At 61.7% G+C, this 17846-nt stretch carries 11 protein-coding genes; 7 read left to right on the top strand and 4 right to left on the bottom strand.

Going from position 1 to position 17846, the window contains the following annotated elements:
• Positions 1 to 17: 17 nt before the first annotated feature.
• From HGHM_RS21155 to HGHM_RS10910, 3 genes are all read right to left on the bottom strand, one after another.
• A complete protein-coding gene (locus tag HGHM_RS21155) occupies positions 18 to 884 on the bottom strand; it encodes a M90 family metallopeptidase (protein ID WP_051155333.1) in 867 nt (288 codons plus the stop codon).
• A gap of 42 nt (positions 885 to 926) precedes the next feature.
• Positions 927 to 1370, bottom strand: coding sequence for a YidB family protein (locus HGHM_RS21150; RefSeq protein ID WP_019141566.1), 444 nt, complete (start codon positions 1368 to 1370; stop codon positions 927 to 929).
• 89 nt (positions 1371 to 1459) lie between these two features.
• A complete protein-coding gene (locus HGHM_RS10910; RefSeq protein ID WP_026075922.1) occupies positions 1460 to 2185 on the bottom strand; it encodes a 16S rRNA (uracil(1498)-N(3))-methyltransferase in 726 nt (241 codons plus the stop codon).
• Positions 2186 to 2421: 236 nt separating this feature from the next.
• On the opposite strand from HGHM_RS10910, the gene tkt reads away from it, so the two are divergent.
• From tkt to HGHM_RS10895, 3 genes are all read left to right on the top strand, one after another.
• On the top strand, positions 2422 to 4416 hold the full coding sequence (tkt, locus tag HGHM_RS10905) for a transketolase (RefSeq protein WP_019141564.1): 1995 nt from the start codon (positions 2422 to 2424) through the stop codon (positions 4414 to 4416).
• 19 nt (positions 4417 to 4435) lie between these two features.
• Complete coding sequence (gap, locus tag HGHM_RS10900) at positions 4436 to 5446, top strand: type I glyceraldehyde-3-phosphate dehydrogenase (RefSeq protein WP_019141563.1); 1011 nt, start codon at positions 4436 to 4438, stop codon at positions 5444 to 5446.
• Between the two features lie 230 nt (positions 5447 to 5676).
• Complete coding sequence (locus HGHM_RS10895) at positions 5677 to 6948, top strand: hypothetical protein (RefSeq protein WP_019141562.1); 1272 nt, start codon at positions 5677 to 5679, stop codon at positions 6946 to 6948.
• A 27-nt stretch (positions 6949 to 6975) separates the two neighbouring features.
• Here the strand turns inward: HGHM_RS10895 and glnE are convergent, their stop codons facing one another.
• Positions 6976 to 9705 (bottom strand): bifunctional [glutamate--ammonia ligase]-adenylyl-L-tyrosine phosphorylase/[glutamate--ammonia-ligase] adenylyltransferase, encoded by a 2730-nt coding sequence (glnE, locus tag HGHM_RS10890; protein WP_019141561.1) that lies wholly within the window; start codon positions 9703 to 9705, stop codon positions 6976 to 6978.
• Positions 9706 to 9880: 175 nt separating this feature from the next.
• On the opposite strand from glnE, the gene HGHM_RS10885 reads away from it, so the two are divergent.
• From HGHM_RS10885 to aroG, 4 genes are all read left to right on the top strand, one after another.
• Positions 9881 to 14083 carry a YhdP family protein gene (locus HGHM_RS10885; RefSeq protein WP_019141560.1) on the top strand — a complete coding sequence of 1401 codons (4203 nt, stop codon included), beginning with the start codon at positions 9881 to 9883 and terminating at the stop codon, positions 14081 to 14083.
• A gap of 2 nt (positions 14084 to 14085) precedes the next feature.
• Entirely contained in the window at positions 14086 to 14895 is an 810-nt protein-coding gene (locus HGHM_RS10880; protein ID WP_019141559.1) for a carbon-nitrogen hydrolase family protein, read from the top strand.
• A gap of 140 nt (positions 14896 to 15035) precedes the next feature.
• On the top strand, positions 15036 to 16496 hold the full coding sequence (gene tldD, locus HGHM_RS10875; RefSeq protein WP_019141558.1) for a metalloprotease TldD: 1461 nt from the start codon (positions 15036 to 15038) through the stop codon (positions 16494 to 16496).
• Between the two features lie 252 nt (positions 16497 to 16748).
• Positions 16749 to 17816 carry a 3-deoxy-7-phosphoheptulonate synthase AroG gene (gene aroG, locus HGHM_RS10870; protein ID WP_019141557.1) on the top strand — a complete coding sequence of 356 codons (1068 nt, stop codon included), beginning with the start codon at positions 16749 to 16751 and terminating at the stop codon, positions 17814 to 17816.
• The last annotated feature ends 30 nt before the right edge of the window (positions 17817 to 17846 follow it).

Raw genomic sequence — 17846 nt, 5'->3', positions numbered from 1 at the left:
ACCCGCGGATCCTTTGCTCAAACAGGGGGGTGCGCAAGCCCTTGGCGGCTGTGCCGCTGCAGTGGATCCTGACGGTAATACAGGCTGAGCAGGCGGAAGATGTCGGGATAGTCTTGTGCCAGCGGCTGGGGCAGCACGAAAAACGCTTCGGACGCGACCGCGAAGAATTCCGCGGGATGCCGGGCCGCATACGGATCGAGCGGCAGCGATGCGAATGCTTCGTCGTAGTGTACGGTGCCGGTCTCGTCGTCCGGGTCGAATCTGGCGGAGAGGCGCCGTTCCAGTGCATCGATGCGCACGCAGAAATCGCGATAGGCGTCGGAAAATGTGCGCTGCCAGGCGCGCGCATCGATTTCCTTGTGATAGGCGGCAAGAAACGGCGGACAGCCGTTGGCGCTGCCGTCGCGCATGTCGATCTTGTGCACGAATTCATGGATGACGACGTTATAGCCCGGCACGCCGGCATCTGCCACGTCTTCCCAGGACAGCACCACGGCGCCTCCTGCATCCAGCGCCTCGCCGGACACCGGTGCGTGCCATTCATGCACCACGCCGGCCTCGTCAACTTCAGTTTGCGGAATGATGAATTCAGCCGGGTACACGATGATCCCGGCCATGTCGCCGTACAGGTCGAGCGTAAGATTCAGTACCGGCAGGCAGGCCTGGGCAGCGATATGCACTGCGATGTCGTCGGTGAGTTCCAGCCCGGCTGCCCCTGTGAAGGTCTTGGTATCCAGCAATTCCTCGGAAAGGCGCTTCAGCCGCGCGAGATCCGCCTGCGGCAGTTGCCGGAGAAAAGGCAGATCCGACACGCAGGCGCCCCAGAGCACATCGGGAATGACTGCCGGCGCCGGGCGCCCGAAAATTCGACGAAGCCATCGCATGCAGCGATTGTCGCGGAAAGCGGTCCGGCGCGGCAAGGATTCTCAGGCTTCCCGCAGCCCGTTTCCTCCACTCATGAACCATTCCAGCAATGCGCTCAGTTCGCCCGCGCCGCTTGCGCGGACCTGCCCATCCATGGCCAGCCGATGAACCATGTCGGGGAGCATTCCGCTCAGTTGCTCCGCCACTTCATGCTCGGTCAGTCCGGTCTCCTCCGCCATCTGTCTGAGGTAACCCGTATCCAGCACTTCTTCCAGCTGTTCCGCCGACATGGGCAAGGGCGAATCCGAATCCATCCAGGAATCCATGACATGCTGCAGTCCGGCGGCACGGAAACGCTCCGTCAGTCCAGGCAACCCGCCGGCTTGTCCGTTGTCAGCCAGTAATGCGAGCGCGGCCTGCAGCAGCCGGGAGTCAGAATCGAGCAGTTGGGGAATGGGCGGCTGCTTGCCGCCAGACATGTCGAACGCGCTGTTGAACAATCCCATCCATTTCCTCCGGAGTCTGATTGGAAAATCCAACGATATAAGACACGCCGGACTGATGAAAGGAAATCGGAGGATTGTTTGATCCCGGCCTACATTTCGCCCCAGACAGCATTCAGTGCGGCAATGGCAGCAAGTCCTGCCGTCTCGGTACGCAGTACGCGCGCGCCCATCGACAGCCGCAGGATGCCCTGCGCGTCCGCGGCCGCTTCTTCCTGTTCCGTAAAGCCGCCTTCCGGTCCGACCAGCAGCGCGACTGCCTGGGGTGGATGATGTTTTGCCCATTCCGACAGCGATTGTTCCGCGTGAGGCGACAGGAGAATGCGCCGGTGCAAGTCCTGGCGACCGATCCAGGCGCTGAAATCGGCCGGATCATTCAGCTGGGGCAGGCGGTTGCGGCCGCTCTGCTCGCAGGCGGCCTGGATGATCGCCTGCCAGTGGGCCAGCTTCCGGCCCGCGCGATCCGCCGATAGCCGCACCACGCAACGCTGCGCGGCAAGCGGCTGGATGACCGATGCACCCAGCTCGACCGCCTTTTCCACGATCCAGTCCATCTTGGATGCTTCCGGCAAGGCCTGCGCCAGGGTGACCGCATGCGGCAATTCCGCTTCGCGCGGGGAAAAAGTCTTGATTTCCGCGGTGGCCCGCTTCTTCTCGATGCTCGTCAGGACGCCGACATATTCGCCGCCCTGGCCGTTGAACAGGATGATCTGCGCCCCCAGTTCCAGCCGTAGTACATGCACATGGTGGGCAACCGGTTCCGGCAGGCTGACGAGGGCGCCGACGGCAAGCGGCTGCGGGATGTAAAAGCGGGGCATGTTGATTTTCTTGATGAATGATTTGCACAGTCCGGGCATTCACCCGGAATGCCAGATTGCCAAGCCTGATTTTAAATCGGGATGCTGCTCTCTGGTAAAATACCGGGCTTTGCACCATTCCATTCCGTCGCCATCAAAAATCCTGTCATGCACTCCTGCCGGCACGCGCCTGACACGGCAATTGTTGAAGGCTTCGCAATTCCTGGAATACCCGCCATTTATTCGATCTGAACGTTATGACTTCCTCACTCCCCACCGACAAGATGGCCAATGCGATTCGTGCATTGGCGATGGACGCAGTACAAAAGGCTAATTCCGGCCATCCTGGCATGCCCATGGGCATGGCGGATATTGCCGTCGCGTTGTGGGCCAAGCACTATCGCCACAATCCGGCCAATCCGCACTGGAACAACCGCGACCGCTTCATCCTGTCCAATGGCCATGGGTCGATGCTGCACTATGCCTTGCTGCACCTGACCGGCTACGATCTGTCGATGGAGGAGATCAAGAATTTCCGCCAGATGCATTCCAAGACCCCGGGGCATCCGGAAGTGCATATCACCCCCGGCGTGGAAACCACCACCGGTCCGCTCGGCCAGGGCCTGGCGAATGCAGTCGGCATGGCGCTCGCAGAAAAGCTGCTCGCCGCCGAATTCAACAAGCCCGGCTTCGACATCGTCGACCACCATACCTATGTCTTCCTCGGTGATGGCTGCCTGATGGAAGGCATCTCCCATGAAGCCTGCTCGCTGGCCGGCACCCTTCGCCTGTCGAAGCTGATCGCCCTGTATGACGACAACGGCATTTCGATCGACGGCAATGTCGAGGGCTGGTTTACCGACGATACGCCGAAGCGCTTCGAAGCCTATGGCTGGAATGTGATCCGCAATGTCAACGGTCACGATGTCGCCGCGGTGGATGCCGCGATTGCGAAAGCGAAGAAATCCGACAAGCCGACCTTGATCTGCTGCAAGACGATCATCGGCAAAGGAGCGCCTAATATGCAGGGCACCGACAAGGTGCACGGCGCCGCACTGGGCGACAAGGAAATCGCCGCGACCCGTGAAGCGATCCTGTGGGGCCATGTACCCTTCGAGATTCCGGCCGACGTGTATGCCGCATGGGATGCGAAAGAAGCTGGCAAGGCGAGGGAAGAGGAGTGGAAGGCATTGTTCAAGGCGTATGACGAACGCTATCCGCATGAAGCGGGCGAATTCCTGCGCCGGATGAAGGGCGAGCTGCCCGGCAATTTCAAGGAGACGGCGAAGGCTTACATCGCTTCCTGCGCCGACAAGATGGAAACCATCGCCACCCGCAAGGCCAGTCAGAACGCGATCCAGGCTCTGGCCCAGGTGCTGCCGGAATTCCTCGGCGGTTCCGCCGACCTGACCGGCTCCAACCTGACCAACTGGAAGGAAGCCATCGCGCTGCGCGCCGACCATCCGGGCAACCATATCAACTATGGCGTGCGCGAATTCGGCATGAGCGCCATCATGAACGGCATCGCGCTGCACGGAGGCTTCATTCCTTTCGGCGCGACCTTCCTGACCTTCTCGGATTACAGCCGCAACGCCATCCGCATGGCGGCACTGATGAAAGTCCGTTCGATCTTCGTGTTCACCCATGATTCGATCGGCCTCGGCGAAGACGGCCCGACCCACCAGTCGGTCGAGCATGTAGCCAGCCTGCGCCTGATCCCGAACCTCGACAACTGGCGCCCCTGCGACACGGTCGAGTCGGCCGTCGCATGGCAGCATGCGGTCGAGCGCAGCGACGGTCCCACTACGCTGATCTTCTCGCGCCAGAACCTGCCGTTCCAGGAACGCAGCGTGCAGCAGATTTCCGACATCCAGCGCGGCGGCTACGTCCTGAAGGATGCCGCGGATGCGAAGGCGGTCCTGATCGCCACCGGTTCCGAAGTGGAGCTTGCCGTCAAGGCAGCGGGCGAACTGGCCTTGCAGGGCATCCCGGTGCGCGTGGTGTCGATGCCGAGCACCGACGTGTTCGAGCGCCAGGATGCCGCGTACAAGGCGAGCGTCCTGCCGAAAGGATTGCCGCGCGTCGCCGTGGAAGCCGGCGTGACCGATTACTGGTACAAGTATGTCGGCCTCGAAGGCGCAGTGGTGGGCATCGATACCTTCGGCGAGTCCGCACCCGCAGGCGTGCTGTTCAAGCATTTCGGCTTCACGACGGAAAACGTCGTGGCCAAGGTGAAATCGGTTTTAGCGTAATTATCTTCAGGAGAAAACCATGACCATCCGCGTTGCAATCAACGGCTATGGCCGCATCGGCCGCAACATCCTTCGTGCCCATTACGAAGGCGGCAAGAAGAACGACATCCAGATCGTTGCGATCAACGATCTGGGCAATGCTCAGACGAATGCCCACCTGACCCGCTACGACACTGCCCATGGCAAGTTCCCGGGCACCGTTGAAGTCGACGGCGATTTCATGATCGTCAACGGCGACAAGATCCGCGTCTTCGCGCAGCGCAATCCGGCAGAAATCCCATGGGGCGAGCTGAAAGTTGACGTGGTTCTCGAGTGCACCGGCTTCTTCACCTCCAAGGAAAAGGCATCGGCCCACCTCAAGGGCGGCGCCAAGAAAGTCATCATTTCCGCACCGGGCGGCAAGGATGTCGACGCCACCGTCGTATTCGGCGTCAACCAGAACGTGCTGAAGGCTTCCGATACCGTCATCTCGAACGCCTCGTGCACCACCAACTGCCTGGCACCGCTGGTCAAGCCGCTGCATGACAAGATCGGTCTGCTGAACGGCCTGATGACTACCGTGCATGCCTACACCAACGACCAGGTGCTGACCGACGTCTACCACGAAGACCTGCGCCGTGCGCGCTCCGCGACGATGAGCATGATCCCGACCAAGACCGGCGCCGCCGCCGCAGTCGGCCTGGTGCTGCCGGAACTGAACGGCAAGCTCGACGGCTATGCCATCCGCGTCCCGACCATCAATGTCTCGATCGTCGACCTGTCCTTCATCGCCGCACGCGACACGACCGTGGACGAAGTCAATGCCATCATGAAGGAAGCCGCCAACGGCGCCCTGAAGGGCATCCTGACCTACAATACCGAGCCGCTGGTATCGGTCGACTTCAACCACAACCCGGCATCGAGCAACTTCGACGCCACCCTGACCAAGGTCTCCGGCCGCCTGGTGAAAGTCTCTTCCTGGTATGACAACGAGTGGGGCTTCTCCAACCGCATGCTGGACACCACGGTTGCGTTGATGAACGCGAAGTAATTCAGGAAGCTTCCCTGATCAAAACGCCCCGGCATCCGGGGCGTTTTTTTTTTGCGGCCAAAGACCTGGCGACAGCCGCAACCCGGCGATGCCGCGATGGCATGAGCCAATCGCCTTACCTCGACTTTTCATTGCCGTTTCTTCATGGATGATGCAGCGACGGACTTGCCGGCGTTGCCGTCAGCAGACAAGGCCGAGCAAATGCTTGTAACACCGCAAGGGCGTATTGCATGATTACGCCTTGCTATCAGGCAATTGCTGCACCGGAGTCTTCGCCCTCGTCCGGCGCGTTTTTCGTCACCGGCTGTCTATCCGATCCCATATTCATGAAGGCTTTTTCCCGCGCGCGCTCCCTGTTGCCATTGATCGCCTTGCAGGGAGCAGTCAGCACCCTGGGCGGCTTCATCGGATACTTCGTTGTCGGTGGACAGAACGTGAATGCCATGTTCCGCTTCACGGCGATCATGCTGACCGTCGCCATGCTGTCTACCTTCTTCGCCTTTTTCTTCGGCCCGCGCCTGCGGCTGTCGGGCAGGCGTTTGCTCAGGCTCGGATTCCTGATTCCGGGGCTGCTGATCCTGTTCGGGGGCGGTTCGGTAGCGATACTGGCGTTTGCCTATGGCTCGTTCATCGGCCTGACCTGGGGCGCGCGCCATTGGCTGGAGATGTCCTTCCTGGAGGACGGCGAACGGGATGGCTATGCCTCGCATTCGGGAACCCTGACCGTCATCTGCGGCATTGCCGCGACCCTCGCGGCAACCCTGCTGCTGGCGGGATCCGCCGAGCAAAGCCGCTATGTCTTCTGGTTTTACGGTGCGCTCTGCCTGCTCGGCGCGCTCGTCTTCGGCCGGGGCATACCGCATACCGCGCCGGTGTCCATCAATGATCCGCTTTCCGTCATCCGCCAGCCCGAATTCATCGCCTGCCTGCCGATCTTCTTCCTCGAATCCGGCCTGTTCGGGGTGACCCAGGCGCTGGCTTCCGCCGGCGCCGTCAAGGCTCTGCATTCGGCCAGCCATTTCGGCTGGGTCTCGACGATAGCGGGACTGACCGGCGGCATTGCGCTCTATTTCACCCGGAAGAACCGGGATGTGCAGAACCGCAGCCATTGGCTCGGCGGCTCCTGCCTGGTGGTGGCGCTCGCCTTCGTGCTGCTGGGCGCCAGTGCCTGGGTGCCGGCCTTGTACATCGGCTATTCAGTGCTGAAGGCGGCCGGAGGGCCCTTCCTGTCGGCCAGCGAACAGGTGCTGAACCAGCGGACCATGGACATTCGCGGTGACCTGTCAGACCGCATCTTTGCCCGTGAATTCACCTTGTGGGTGCTGCGCATGGTATCGCTGTTCATGTTCTGGGGACTGGCGAAGGTGCTGTCGCCAACCTATCTGCTCGTGGTCGGCTCCAGCCTGCTGGCCGCCGCTACCGCGATGGAATACGTGCTCGGGCAGGCCTTGTTCTGGAACGGTCAAGCCGGGACCAGGCAGCCGACGGGAGCGTCTGCCTGAAATCCCGCTCCCGGCTGCAGCCGCTCCTCAGCCTTCGAAAATCGAGGCCCAGAGCTGGCGCACGGTTGCCGCTTCCTGCGAAACCCGTTCGGTTTCCACGCGCGCCCGCTCTTCGCCCTGCAGCCTGATCTGGTGCTGCAGCTTGCGGAAGCTGCGGTAGGCATCCGCCGCCCCGTTGGCGAGTGTCTTGTCGATCAGGCCAAGTTCACCGCACAGCTTGAGCAGGGCGATGTTGCCGATGTCGTCGGTCAGTTGCGGGTAGCGTTCGGCGTGACGCAGCACCAGGAATTGCACGACAAACTCGATATCGATCATGCCGCCCGCGTCATGCTTCAGGTCGAACAGGCCGGAGCGGTTCGGATGCGCGTCATGCATCTTCCTGCGCATCGCCCGGACTTCCTCTTTCAGCTTCTCTTCGTCCCTGGGCTTGCGGAGTATGGTCACGCGCAGCGCTTCGAAGCGTGCGCCGATGTCGGCATCGCCGGCGCAGAAGCGGGCGCGCGTGAGGGCCTGGTGTTCCCATAGCCAGGCCGATTCGGCCTGGTACTTCTCGAATGCGGCAAAGCGCGAAACCAGCAGGCCGCTCGCGCCATCCGGACGCAGGGCGATATCCACATCGAACAGGATGCCGGACGAGGTATGCATGGTCATCCAGGTAATGAAGCGCTGCGCCAGCTTGGCGTACAGGGCGGCCGCGTCCGGATGCTCGTCGTCGAACAGGAAGATCACGTCGAGGTCGGAGGCATAGCCCAGTTCCTTGCCGCCAAGCTTGCCGTAGGCGATGACCGCGAAGAGCGGCGTTTCCCGGTGCCGGTTCGGAACGGTTTGCCAGACCGCGCCTATGGTCGCCGCCACCAGGATGTCGGCCAGGGCCGACAGGTGATCGGCCAGTCTTTCCACCGTCAGGTCACCTTCCAGGTCTTGCGCCAGCAGCCGGAACAGCTGGGCATGGTGCAGGTCGCGCAGCACGTTCATCTGCAACTCGGTATCGCCATGCGCGGCATCCAGCTGCCGCTGGCATTCGGCGGCAAAGGCCGGCCAGTCCGGCGCCGCCTTCAGGCTGCGGGTTTCGAGAAGCTCGTCGAGCAGGATGGGATGGCGCGTCAGGTATTTCGCCGCCCAGTCGCTTGCGTGCATCATCCGGATGACGCGTTCCAGGGTGTGCGGGAATTCGGTCAGCAGCGCGAGGTATGCGGCACGGCGGGCGATGGCCTCGAAAAAGTCCAGCAGTCGGCTGAGCGTCGCGGACCGCGAACTGCCGATGGCACCGATGACGGGCAGGGCTGAATTGATCAGCGCATTCAGTTTTGCGCGGCTGTTTTCCGGCAGCGACTGGAAGCGCGAGGATTGCCAGGTGGCTTGCAGGCGCTGGGCCGCGGCTGGCGCGTCTTCAAAGCCGAGCGCCATCAGGCGCGCGGCCACCGCTTCGAGACTGTCCTGGTCCGAAAGGCTGGTATCGGCAGGGGCCGGTTGGGCTGCTTCCGATTCGGCCACGCGTCCGTTGCTCTTGTCGCTGAACATGGCGTCGAACTGGGCAGCCACGATCGCCCGCTGCCGGTTCAGCTCGTCCAGCAATGACTGTTCGTCGGCGAAACCCATCATGCGGGCCACCGTCAGGCGATCCTCAGGATTGGCCGGCATGGTATGCGTCTGCGCATCGTCGAGGTATTGCAGCCGGTGTTCCAGATTGCGCAGGAAGACGTAGGCCTGCTGCAATTGGTCCACTTCAGCCGTGCTCAGCAAGCCTTTGCGGGCCAGGGTGGAGAGCGTCCTGCGGGTGGAGCGGTTGCGCAGTTCCGGATCGCGCCCGCCGCGGATCAGCTGGAACACCTGGGCCAGGAATTCGATTTCGCGGATGCCGCCGCGGCCCAGCTTGACGTTATTGCTGCGGTCGGGATGGCGCGCTTCCTGGCGGATGACTTCGGCCCGGATCTGCGCATGCATATTGCGCAAGGCTTCAATGGCACCGAAATCGAGGTAGCGCCGGTAGACGAAGGGCCGGACGATCTGCTCGAGTGCCGCAATGTCGCTGGCGCGGCCGGTCAGCGCCCGTGCCTTGACCCAGGCATAGCGCTCCCATTCGCGCCCCTGCACCAGCAGGTATTCCTCCAGCATGGCGAAGCTTGCCGCCAGTGGCCCCGAATTGCCGTTCGGCCGCAGCGCCATGTCGACCCGGAAGGTGAAGCCGTCCTCGGTGATTTCCGACAGGGCCCCGATCAGTTTCTTGCCGAGCCGGGTGAAGAATTCATGATTCGACAACTGGCGCTGCTCCGGCGAGGTTGTCTGGGTTTCACCCTGTTCCGGGTAGACGAAGATCAGGTCGATGTCGGACGAGACATTCAGCTCGCCGCCGCCCAGCTTGCCCATGCCCAGGACAATCAGTTCCTGCGGCTCTCCGGATTCCTCTCCGACCGGCGTGCCATGCGCTTCGATCATTTCGGCCGTCAGGGCGGCGACATGGGTCTGCACCGCGAAGTCGGCAAAGCCGCTGATGGTATCCAGTACTTCCGCCAGGTCGGCGCGCCCGCTCAGGTCGCGCTCGATCAGGGCGCAGATGACCAGGTTGCGCAGGCGCCGCATTGCCCTCGGCAGGGGCAGGCCGGCCTCGACTTCCTTCTGTAAAAGTGTCGCAAAGGCCTCGGGCTTCATGGATAATTCGGCAAGTTCCTTTACCATGCCGGCGCGGGCCGGGGCGGCATTTACCCAGCGCGAATAGAACCGGGAGGCAAGATTGCTGGTCAAAGAGGAGTACGTCACGATGATCGGTCGGGAAGTTGTACGTTTTTTCAAGCGGAAGCTGTTGCCGATTGCGTGGCGCTATTGCAAAACGGCGGGCAATATCCGGCCTGCGTTGTCTAATCGAACACATTGTTCGGCATAATCGAGGCGATCCTATTGTACGCCCGGTGTCCCCATTTGCCTTCTCTGATTGATGTCCATCGACCAACAAAATAACAAGCCGGCTGCCGGCCGCCTTGCTCTCTACTGGCATGCCTTCCGAGACGGGTACCGGACACTGAACACCGTCACCCATCATGCGGCCGGCTTCATGCTGAAGCTGGTCGCCGTCATCTACTTCCTCTTTTGCATCCTCTTCCTCGGCCTGCGCTATCTGGTCCTGCCCAACATCGCCGAATACAAGCCGCAAGTGGAACAGATGGCCGCGCGCGCACTCGGCAAGCGGGTGTCGATCGACAGCATCGAAGCGTCATGGACCGGATTGCGTCCGCATCTGACGCTTGGCGGTGTCGCGGTATATGACGATGCCGGCAAGCGCGCGCTCAACCTGCCGGTGGTATCGGCCATCCTCTCGTGGTGGTCGGTGCCCGCCGCCGACCTGCGGCTGCATGCGCTGGAAATCGAGCGGCCCGAGATGGAGGTGATGCGCGACGCAAGCGGCAATCTCTATGTTGCCGGGATCTTCATCGACAACCGCAAGAGCGGCAATGGCAAGGGCGCGGACTGGGTATTGTCGCAGCGGGAAATCGTCATCCGTGACGGGCGCATCCGCTGGAATGATGTGCAGCGTGGCGCGCCGGAACTGTTGCTGGAAAACGTCGATCTCCTGCTGCGCAACCAATGGCAGAGCCACGAATTCACCCTCCATGCCACGCCGCCGCGCGCGCTGGCTGCGCCGTTGGATGTCCGTGGGCTGTTCGAGCATCCACGCTTCACCAACAGGATTTCCAATGCCGCGCTCTGGACAGGCCAGCTGTATGTCGATCTGCAGGATACCGACCTGCCAGTCTGGAAAACCTATGTCGATTATCCCTTCGAACTGCTGCAAGGCAGGGGATCGGTGCGCGCCTGGCTGGATTTCGATCATGCGCGAGTTGCCAATTTCACCGCGGACCTGACACTGTCGCGGGTCTCGGCGCGGCTGCGCAGCGACCTGGAACTCCTGAACCTGGAACGGGTGAACGGACGTGTCTCGGTGCACGAGGAATTCAATCCCTTCGTCCAGGACGGCAAACCAACCCTGGGGGCCAACGGTCACAGCATGTCGCTGACGAATTTTTCGATGCAGACAAGTGACGGATTGACATTGCCGGAAACAAGCATCAGCGAACGCTATATACCTGCAAGGAGCGGCAAGCCGGCCAGGACGGAATTCGCCGCCCGGATGCTGGACCTGGAGACACTCGCGAATTTCGCGGAGCGCCTGCCGCTGCCGACCGAGCAGCGCAAGATGCTGGCCGACTTTGCGCCGCGCGGAAAACTGAAAGACTTCTCGGCACAGTGGCAAGGGACGTATCCCGACATCTCGGCCTACAGCATCAAGGGCCAGTTCGCCGGCTTGTCGCTGAACGCGCAGCCAGCCCGGCCGGCACGGCCGAAGACTGCGGATGCGCCGGCCCAGGTTGCAATTCCTGCCATCCCCGGTTTTGAAAACCTGACCGGCCAGATCGATGCCAATGAGCGCGGAGGCGGCTTCAGCCTCGCGTCGGAACAGCTCAAGCTGCAGATGCCGGGCTATTTCGAGGATCCGGTCATGCTCTTCGATCGCCTGAACATGCAGGCAAACTGGACCTTCCAGCAGAACGACCAGCTGTTGCTGGATGTGCGCAGGATGGAGTTCGTCCAGGACGGGCTGTCCGGCTCGCTGTCCGGCAGGCACCTGATGCCGCTGAACCGCCAGCAATCGAAATCGCCCGGCGTGATCGACATGTCGGGCAAGGTCAATGGCCTGAAGCTGGAAAACATCGGGCGCTACCTGCCGCTGCAGACGCCGGAAGAGTTGCGCCACTGGCTGACCGGCGCGCTGGTCGGCGGCACCGCACGCGACGTGAACATCCGGCTCAAGGGTGACCTTGCGCATTTCCCGTTCTCCGCGCTGGTGCCGGCCGAGAAGGCGAGGGGCGAATTCAGCGTGGTGGGCAGGATCGAGGATGGGCGGCTGAATTATGCGCCCGGCAGGTTCGGCAAGGATGTCAAGGCGCCACTCTGGCCTCTGCTGGAAGGAATCAGGGGCACGATCGCGTTCAACCGCACCCGCATGGAGATCCATGCGGAGAGCGCGAAGACGCACGGCGTGGACCTGGCGAACGTGAGAGCGGTCATTCCCGATTTGCCGGCACCGGACCGGGTTCTCGACATCGACGGCCGTGCCAACGGCCCCTTGCAGGATTTCGTTCGCTACGTGAACGACAGCCCGGTCACCGAATGGATCGGTCACTTCACCGAAGAAACCCGGGCGAACGGCGACGCGGCGCTGGCCTTGAAGCTGCAACTGCCTCTTGCACATCTGGAAAATGCCAAGGTCGAAGGCTCGTTGCAATTCGCGAACAACACTGTCACGCTTTTCAATGCACTTCCGCCTCTTTCGGGAGCCAGCGGCAGGCTCGATTTTTCCGAAAAGGGGTTTAACCTCAATGGCATCCGGGCGGGCTTTCTCGGCGGGCCGGTCATGGTCTCCGGCGGATCCCTGCGGGACGGATCCATCCTGGTGAAAGGCGAGGGCAGCCTGACCGCCGAAGGGATACGCAAGAATTATCCGGCGCCCGGCGCACAGCGCATGACTGCGCGCATCAGCGGCAGCACGCGCTACAGCACGACCATCCGCGTCAGGAACAAGCATCCCGAGGTGGTGGTGGAGTCGGGCCTGCAAGGAATCGCGCTTGATTTCCCGGCTCCGGTGGGCAAGTCCGCCCAGGAAACCATGCCGCTGAAATTCGAGTTGACGGGATTGCCGTCCGCAGACCCCGCCCTCTCGCGCGATGAATTGAAACTGTCGCTCGGCGCGGCAATCGCCGCTCGCTACGAGCGGGAAAAGAGTGCAGGCAAGGATGCGCAGTGGCGCGTGCTCAGGGGCGGGATCGGCGTCAATGCGCCTCCGCCGCAGCCGGATTCCGGCCTGGTTGCGAACGTCAATCTCGGCGTGCTGAACGTGGATGCATGGAAGAAGGTGGCGGGATCGCTTGCCTCCGGGGACCAGGACAAGGCCGACGCGAATGTGCCCGAGGCGCAGGGCACGCCTGACATCGCGCAATACGTCGAGCCGGAAGTCCTCGCTGCCAGGGCGGTGGAACTCATCATCATGGGAAAGAAACTGGACAACGTGGTGGTCGGCGCTTCCCATCAGGAAGGCATGTGGCAGGCGAATATCGACGCCGACCAGGCGTCCGGCTACGTCACCTGGAACGAATCGCGTTCGGGACGAGGGCTGGGCAAGGTCACTGCGCGGCTGGCGTCGCTCATCATTCCGAAGTCTGCCGCGTCCGACGTGACCGATCTGCTGGAAGGCAAGGGCACGACGACACAAATTCCAGCCCTCGACATCGTTGCGGAAAACTTTGAATTGTCCGGCACGAAGTTCGGTCATCTGGAACTCGTCGCCCACAATGCGCGCACGCCTGCCGGGAACGAATGGCGCATCAACCGGCTCTCTATTGCAAACCCGGATGCGGACCTGAAGGCGTCGGGAAAATGGACGAGCAGTGATGGCCAGAACGTCACGGCCTTGAACTATACCTTCAACATCGCCGATGCCGGCCGCCTGCTCAACCGCTTCGGCTTCGCCAATGTGCTGCGTGGCGGCAAGGGAAAGATGGAAGGCGAGGTGAGCTGGAAGGACATGCCTTTTTCCTTTGACATTCCCAGCCTGTCCGGCCAGATCCGGCTGGACATGGCGTCAGGCCAATTCCTGAAAGTCGATCCGGCGGCCGCCAAACTGCTCGGCGTGCTGAGCCTGCAATCGCTGCCGCGGCGCCTGATCCTGGATTTCCGCGACGTGTTCTCGGAAGGCTTTGCCTTCGATGGCGTGACGGCAAACGCAACCATCAATCAGGGGGTGGCGAGGACCGACAATTTCAAGATGCGCAGTGTGGCGGCGACGGTATTGATCGATGGCAGTGCAGATATCACGAAGGAATCGCAAAATCTGCATGTGGTGGTGATCCCGGAAATCAACGTCGGTGCCGCATCGGTGGTGTATGGACTGGCAATCAATCCGGCGATCGGCGTGGGGAGCTTCCTTGCGCAATTGTTCCTGCGCGAACCGCTGATGAAAGCTTTCACCTTCGAATACCAGGTGACCGGTCCGTGGAAGGAGCCTGTGGTGACCAAGCTGGTGCGCAAGCCGAACGTGACCCCTAATTCAAGCGAGGCAAACGAACAACCTGACAGGAGCGGCTGACGATGACAGATCAGATCACGAAAATCGCTGCGGTGCAGATGGTATCGACGCCGCAGATCGAAGAGAATTTCGCCTCCGCGCGCAGGCATATCGCCGAGGCGGCGCAGCAGGGCGCGCAGCTGGTGCTGCTGCCCGAGTACTGGCCGGTCATGGGCATGCACGAGTCGGACAAGCTGGCGCATGCGGAACAGCCGGGCTCGGGCCCGATCCAGGCCTTCATGGCGGACATTGCGCGCGAACATCGCATCTGGCTGGTCGGCGGGACCCTGCCGATCGTAGCGCCCGATCCCGTCAGGGTGCTGAACACGCTGCTGGTCTACAACCCCGAAGGCAGGCAGGTCGCACGCTACGACAAGATCCACCTCTTCAGCTTCACGAAAGGCGAGGAATCGTATGACGAGGCACGGACCATCGTGCATGGCAAGAACGTCGCGGTCTTCGACGCACCGTTCGGCAAGATCGGCCTGTCAGTGTGCTACGACCTGCGCTTTCCCGAGCTTTACCGGGCGATGGGCGATTGCAGCCTGATCGTCATGCCTGCGGCATTTACCTATACCACCGGGCAGGCACACTGGGAAATCCTGCTGCGCGCCCGCGCCATCGAGAACCAGTGCTATGTGCTTGCCGCCGCACAGGGAGGCAAGCATCCGAACGGGCGCCGCACCTGGGGCCACAGCATGCTGATCGACCCATGGGGGGAGATCAAGGCGATGCGGGCCGAGGGCGAAGGCGTCGTCCTTGACGAGCTCGATCTCGGGCAGTTGCGGCGGGTGCGCGAGAGCCTGCCTGCATTGCAGCATCGCAAGTTGTGAAGCCCATGCTGCAAGGCCTGCACGTTGCTCTCGATAAATCCAGGCGCGCCAAGGCATGCGCCAACGGCTTGCTCCCAGATGCTCTACAATCCACCAATCCCTTGAATCCATCTTCGCGCTGGTGCGCGACTGCCTGAACCATGAAAGCATTTGAGCCCAACCTGTCGACCTTGGCGATTGCCCGCGATGTCTTGCTGACTCCGTTTGGACTGGATGAAGGCAAGCTGATGAAGGCGCTGGATGAAATCTTCACCCATCGCGTCGATTATGCCGACCTGTATTTCCAGTTCACGAAGAATGAAGGCTGGAGCCTGGAAGAGGGCATCGTGAAGACAGGCAGCTTTTCCATCGACCAGGGCGTCGGGGTGCGCGCCGTGTCGGGCGACAAGACCGCGTTTTCCTATTCGGACGAGATTTCCGAACGCGCCCTGCTCGAAGCCGCCGCGGCGACCCGCAGCATCGCGCGTCAGGGTGCCGGCAAGATCAAGCTGGCCTCGGCCATCCAGCCGGCCGGCGGACGCTCGCTGTACCTGCAGAAGGATCCTCTGTCTTCCATCGACGCGACCGAAAAGGTCCGCCTGCTGGAAAAGGTGGAGCGCATTGCGCGCGCCAAGGACCCGCGGGTGGTGCAGGTCATGGCCGGCCTCGCGGGCGAATACGATGTGGTGCTGGTGGTGCGCAGCGACGGCGTGCTCGCGGCCGACATCCGTCCGCTGGTGCGGGTTTCCGTGACGGTGATTGCTGAGCAGAACGGACGCCGCGAAATGGGATCGAGCGGTGGCGGTGGCCGCTACAACTATGGCTACTTCACCGATGAGCTGCTTGAGAAATATGCGAGTGAAGCCGTCGCATCGGCACTCGTGAACCTCGAAGCGCGCCCGGCGCCGGCCGGCCCGATGACGGTGGTGCTCGGGCCGGGCTGGCCAGGCGTCCTGCTGCATGAAGCAGTCGGCCACGGCCTCGAGGGTGATTTCAACCGCAAGGGTTCCAGCACCTTTTCCGGCCGCATCGGTGAACGGGTGGCGGCTAAGGGCGTGACCGTGGTGGATGACGGCACACTGGCCGACCGCCGCGGTTCGCTGAACATCGATGACGAAGGCAATCCGACCCAGTGCACGACCCTGATCGAAGACGGCATCCTGAAGGGCTACATCCAGGACACGCTGAATGCGCGCCTGATGAACATGCCGGTCACCGGCAATGCGCGCCGCGAATCCTTTGCGCATCTGCCCATGCCGCGCATGACGAACACCTACATGCTGGGCGGCGACAAGGATCCGTCCGAGATCATCGCTTCGGTGAAGAACGGCTTGTACGCAGTGAATTTCGGCGGCGGCCAGGTGGATATCACCAACGGTAAGTTCGTCTTTTCCGCGAGCGAGGCCTACATGATCGAGGATGGCAAGGTGACATACCCGGTCAAGGGCGCGACCCTGATCGGCAACGGGCCCGACGTCCTTAACCGCGTGACCATGATCGGCAACGACATGCGGCTCGACAGCGGCATCGGCGTATGCGGCAAGGAAGGGCAGAGCGTGCCGGTCGGAGTAGGACAGCCGACATTGCGCATCGACGGCATGACCGTGGGCGGAACGGCATGACGGGCCGCTTGCCAAATGCCTTGATTTATTGCACTATTGGTCTGGCCCTACCCGAAAACCCACAGTAATCATGACTTTCGCGCGCTTTTTCTTTTATTTTTACTTTAGCTATTCCAGCCCAAGGGCGGTGGAAAAGCGGTAAGCGCGCAGACAGCCAAAACCGAATTTCTCATGAAAACCGCCAGCGATGGCGGTTTTTTCGTTTGTAGGTTTTTAAGATTAGGATTTTTAAGTTTTTTACCTGGAGAAAACATGCTGCGCACGGACGACATTCGCATACGAGAATTGAAAGAACTCACTCCGCCATCCCACCTGATCCGCGAATTTCCCTGTACCGAGAAGGCGGCCAAGACGGTAGCCCATGCCCGTACCGCCTTGCACCGCATCCTGCATGGCCAGGATGACAAGGTAATGGTGGTGATCGGACCTTGCTCGATCCACGACACCAGGGCGGCGATGGATTATGCGCGCCGGCTTGTGAAGGAGCGGGAACGCTTCGCCAATGAGCTGGAAATCGTGATGCGCGTGTATTTCGAAAAGCCGCGCACGACCGTCGGCTGGAAGGGCCTGATCAACGATCCCTACATGGACAACAGCTTCCGCATCAACGATGGCTTGCACATGGCGCGCGAACTGCTCCTCAACATCAATGAGCTCGGCCTGCCAGCCGGCACCGAATTCCTGGATGTGATCAGTCCGCAATACGTTGCCGACCTGGTGAGCTGGGGGGCAATCGGTGCGCGTACCACCGAATCCCAGGTGCACCGCGAACTTGCTTCCGGGTTGTCCTGCCCTGTCGGTTTCAAGAACGGCACCGACGGCAACGTGAAAATCGCAATCGACGCCATCAAGGCCGCTTCACAGCCGCACCATTTCCTCTCCGTCACCAAGGGAGGACACTCGGCCATCGTATCCACCAATGGCAACGAGGATTGTCATGTCATCCTGCGCGGCGGCAAGTCGCCCAACTATGATGCGGCAAGCGTCGAGGCTGCTTGCAAGGATATCGCCAGCAATGGCCTGGCTTCGCGCCTGATGATCGATGCGTCCCATGCGAACAGTTCGAAAAAGCCGGAAAACCAGGTGCCGGTCTGTGCCGACATCGGCCGCCAGATTGCCGCGGGCGACACGCGCATCGTCGGCGTGATGGTCGAATCCCATCTGGTAGCGGGTCGTCAGGATCTGGTACCGGGAAAGGAACTGACCTATGGCCAGTCGATTACCGATGGCTGCATCGATTGGGAGACAAGCGTGAAGGTACTGGAAGGCCTGGCGGAAGCAGTAAGGCAGCGCCGCCTGCACCAGGATGCGGATGCCTGAAGCGGAGGAGCCGCAGGAAGCGCGGCTCTT

Source organism: Noviherbaspirillum massiliense JC206 (genome assembly GCF_000312045.1).
Taxonomy (GTDB): Bacteria; Pseudomonadota; Gammaproteobacteria; order Burkholderiales; family Burkholderiaceae_D; genus Noviherbaspirillum; species Noviherbaspirillum massiliense.
This window is presented reverse-complemented; position numbering and strand designations above follow the sequence as displayed.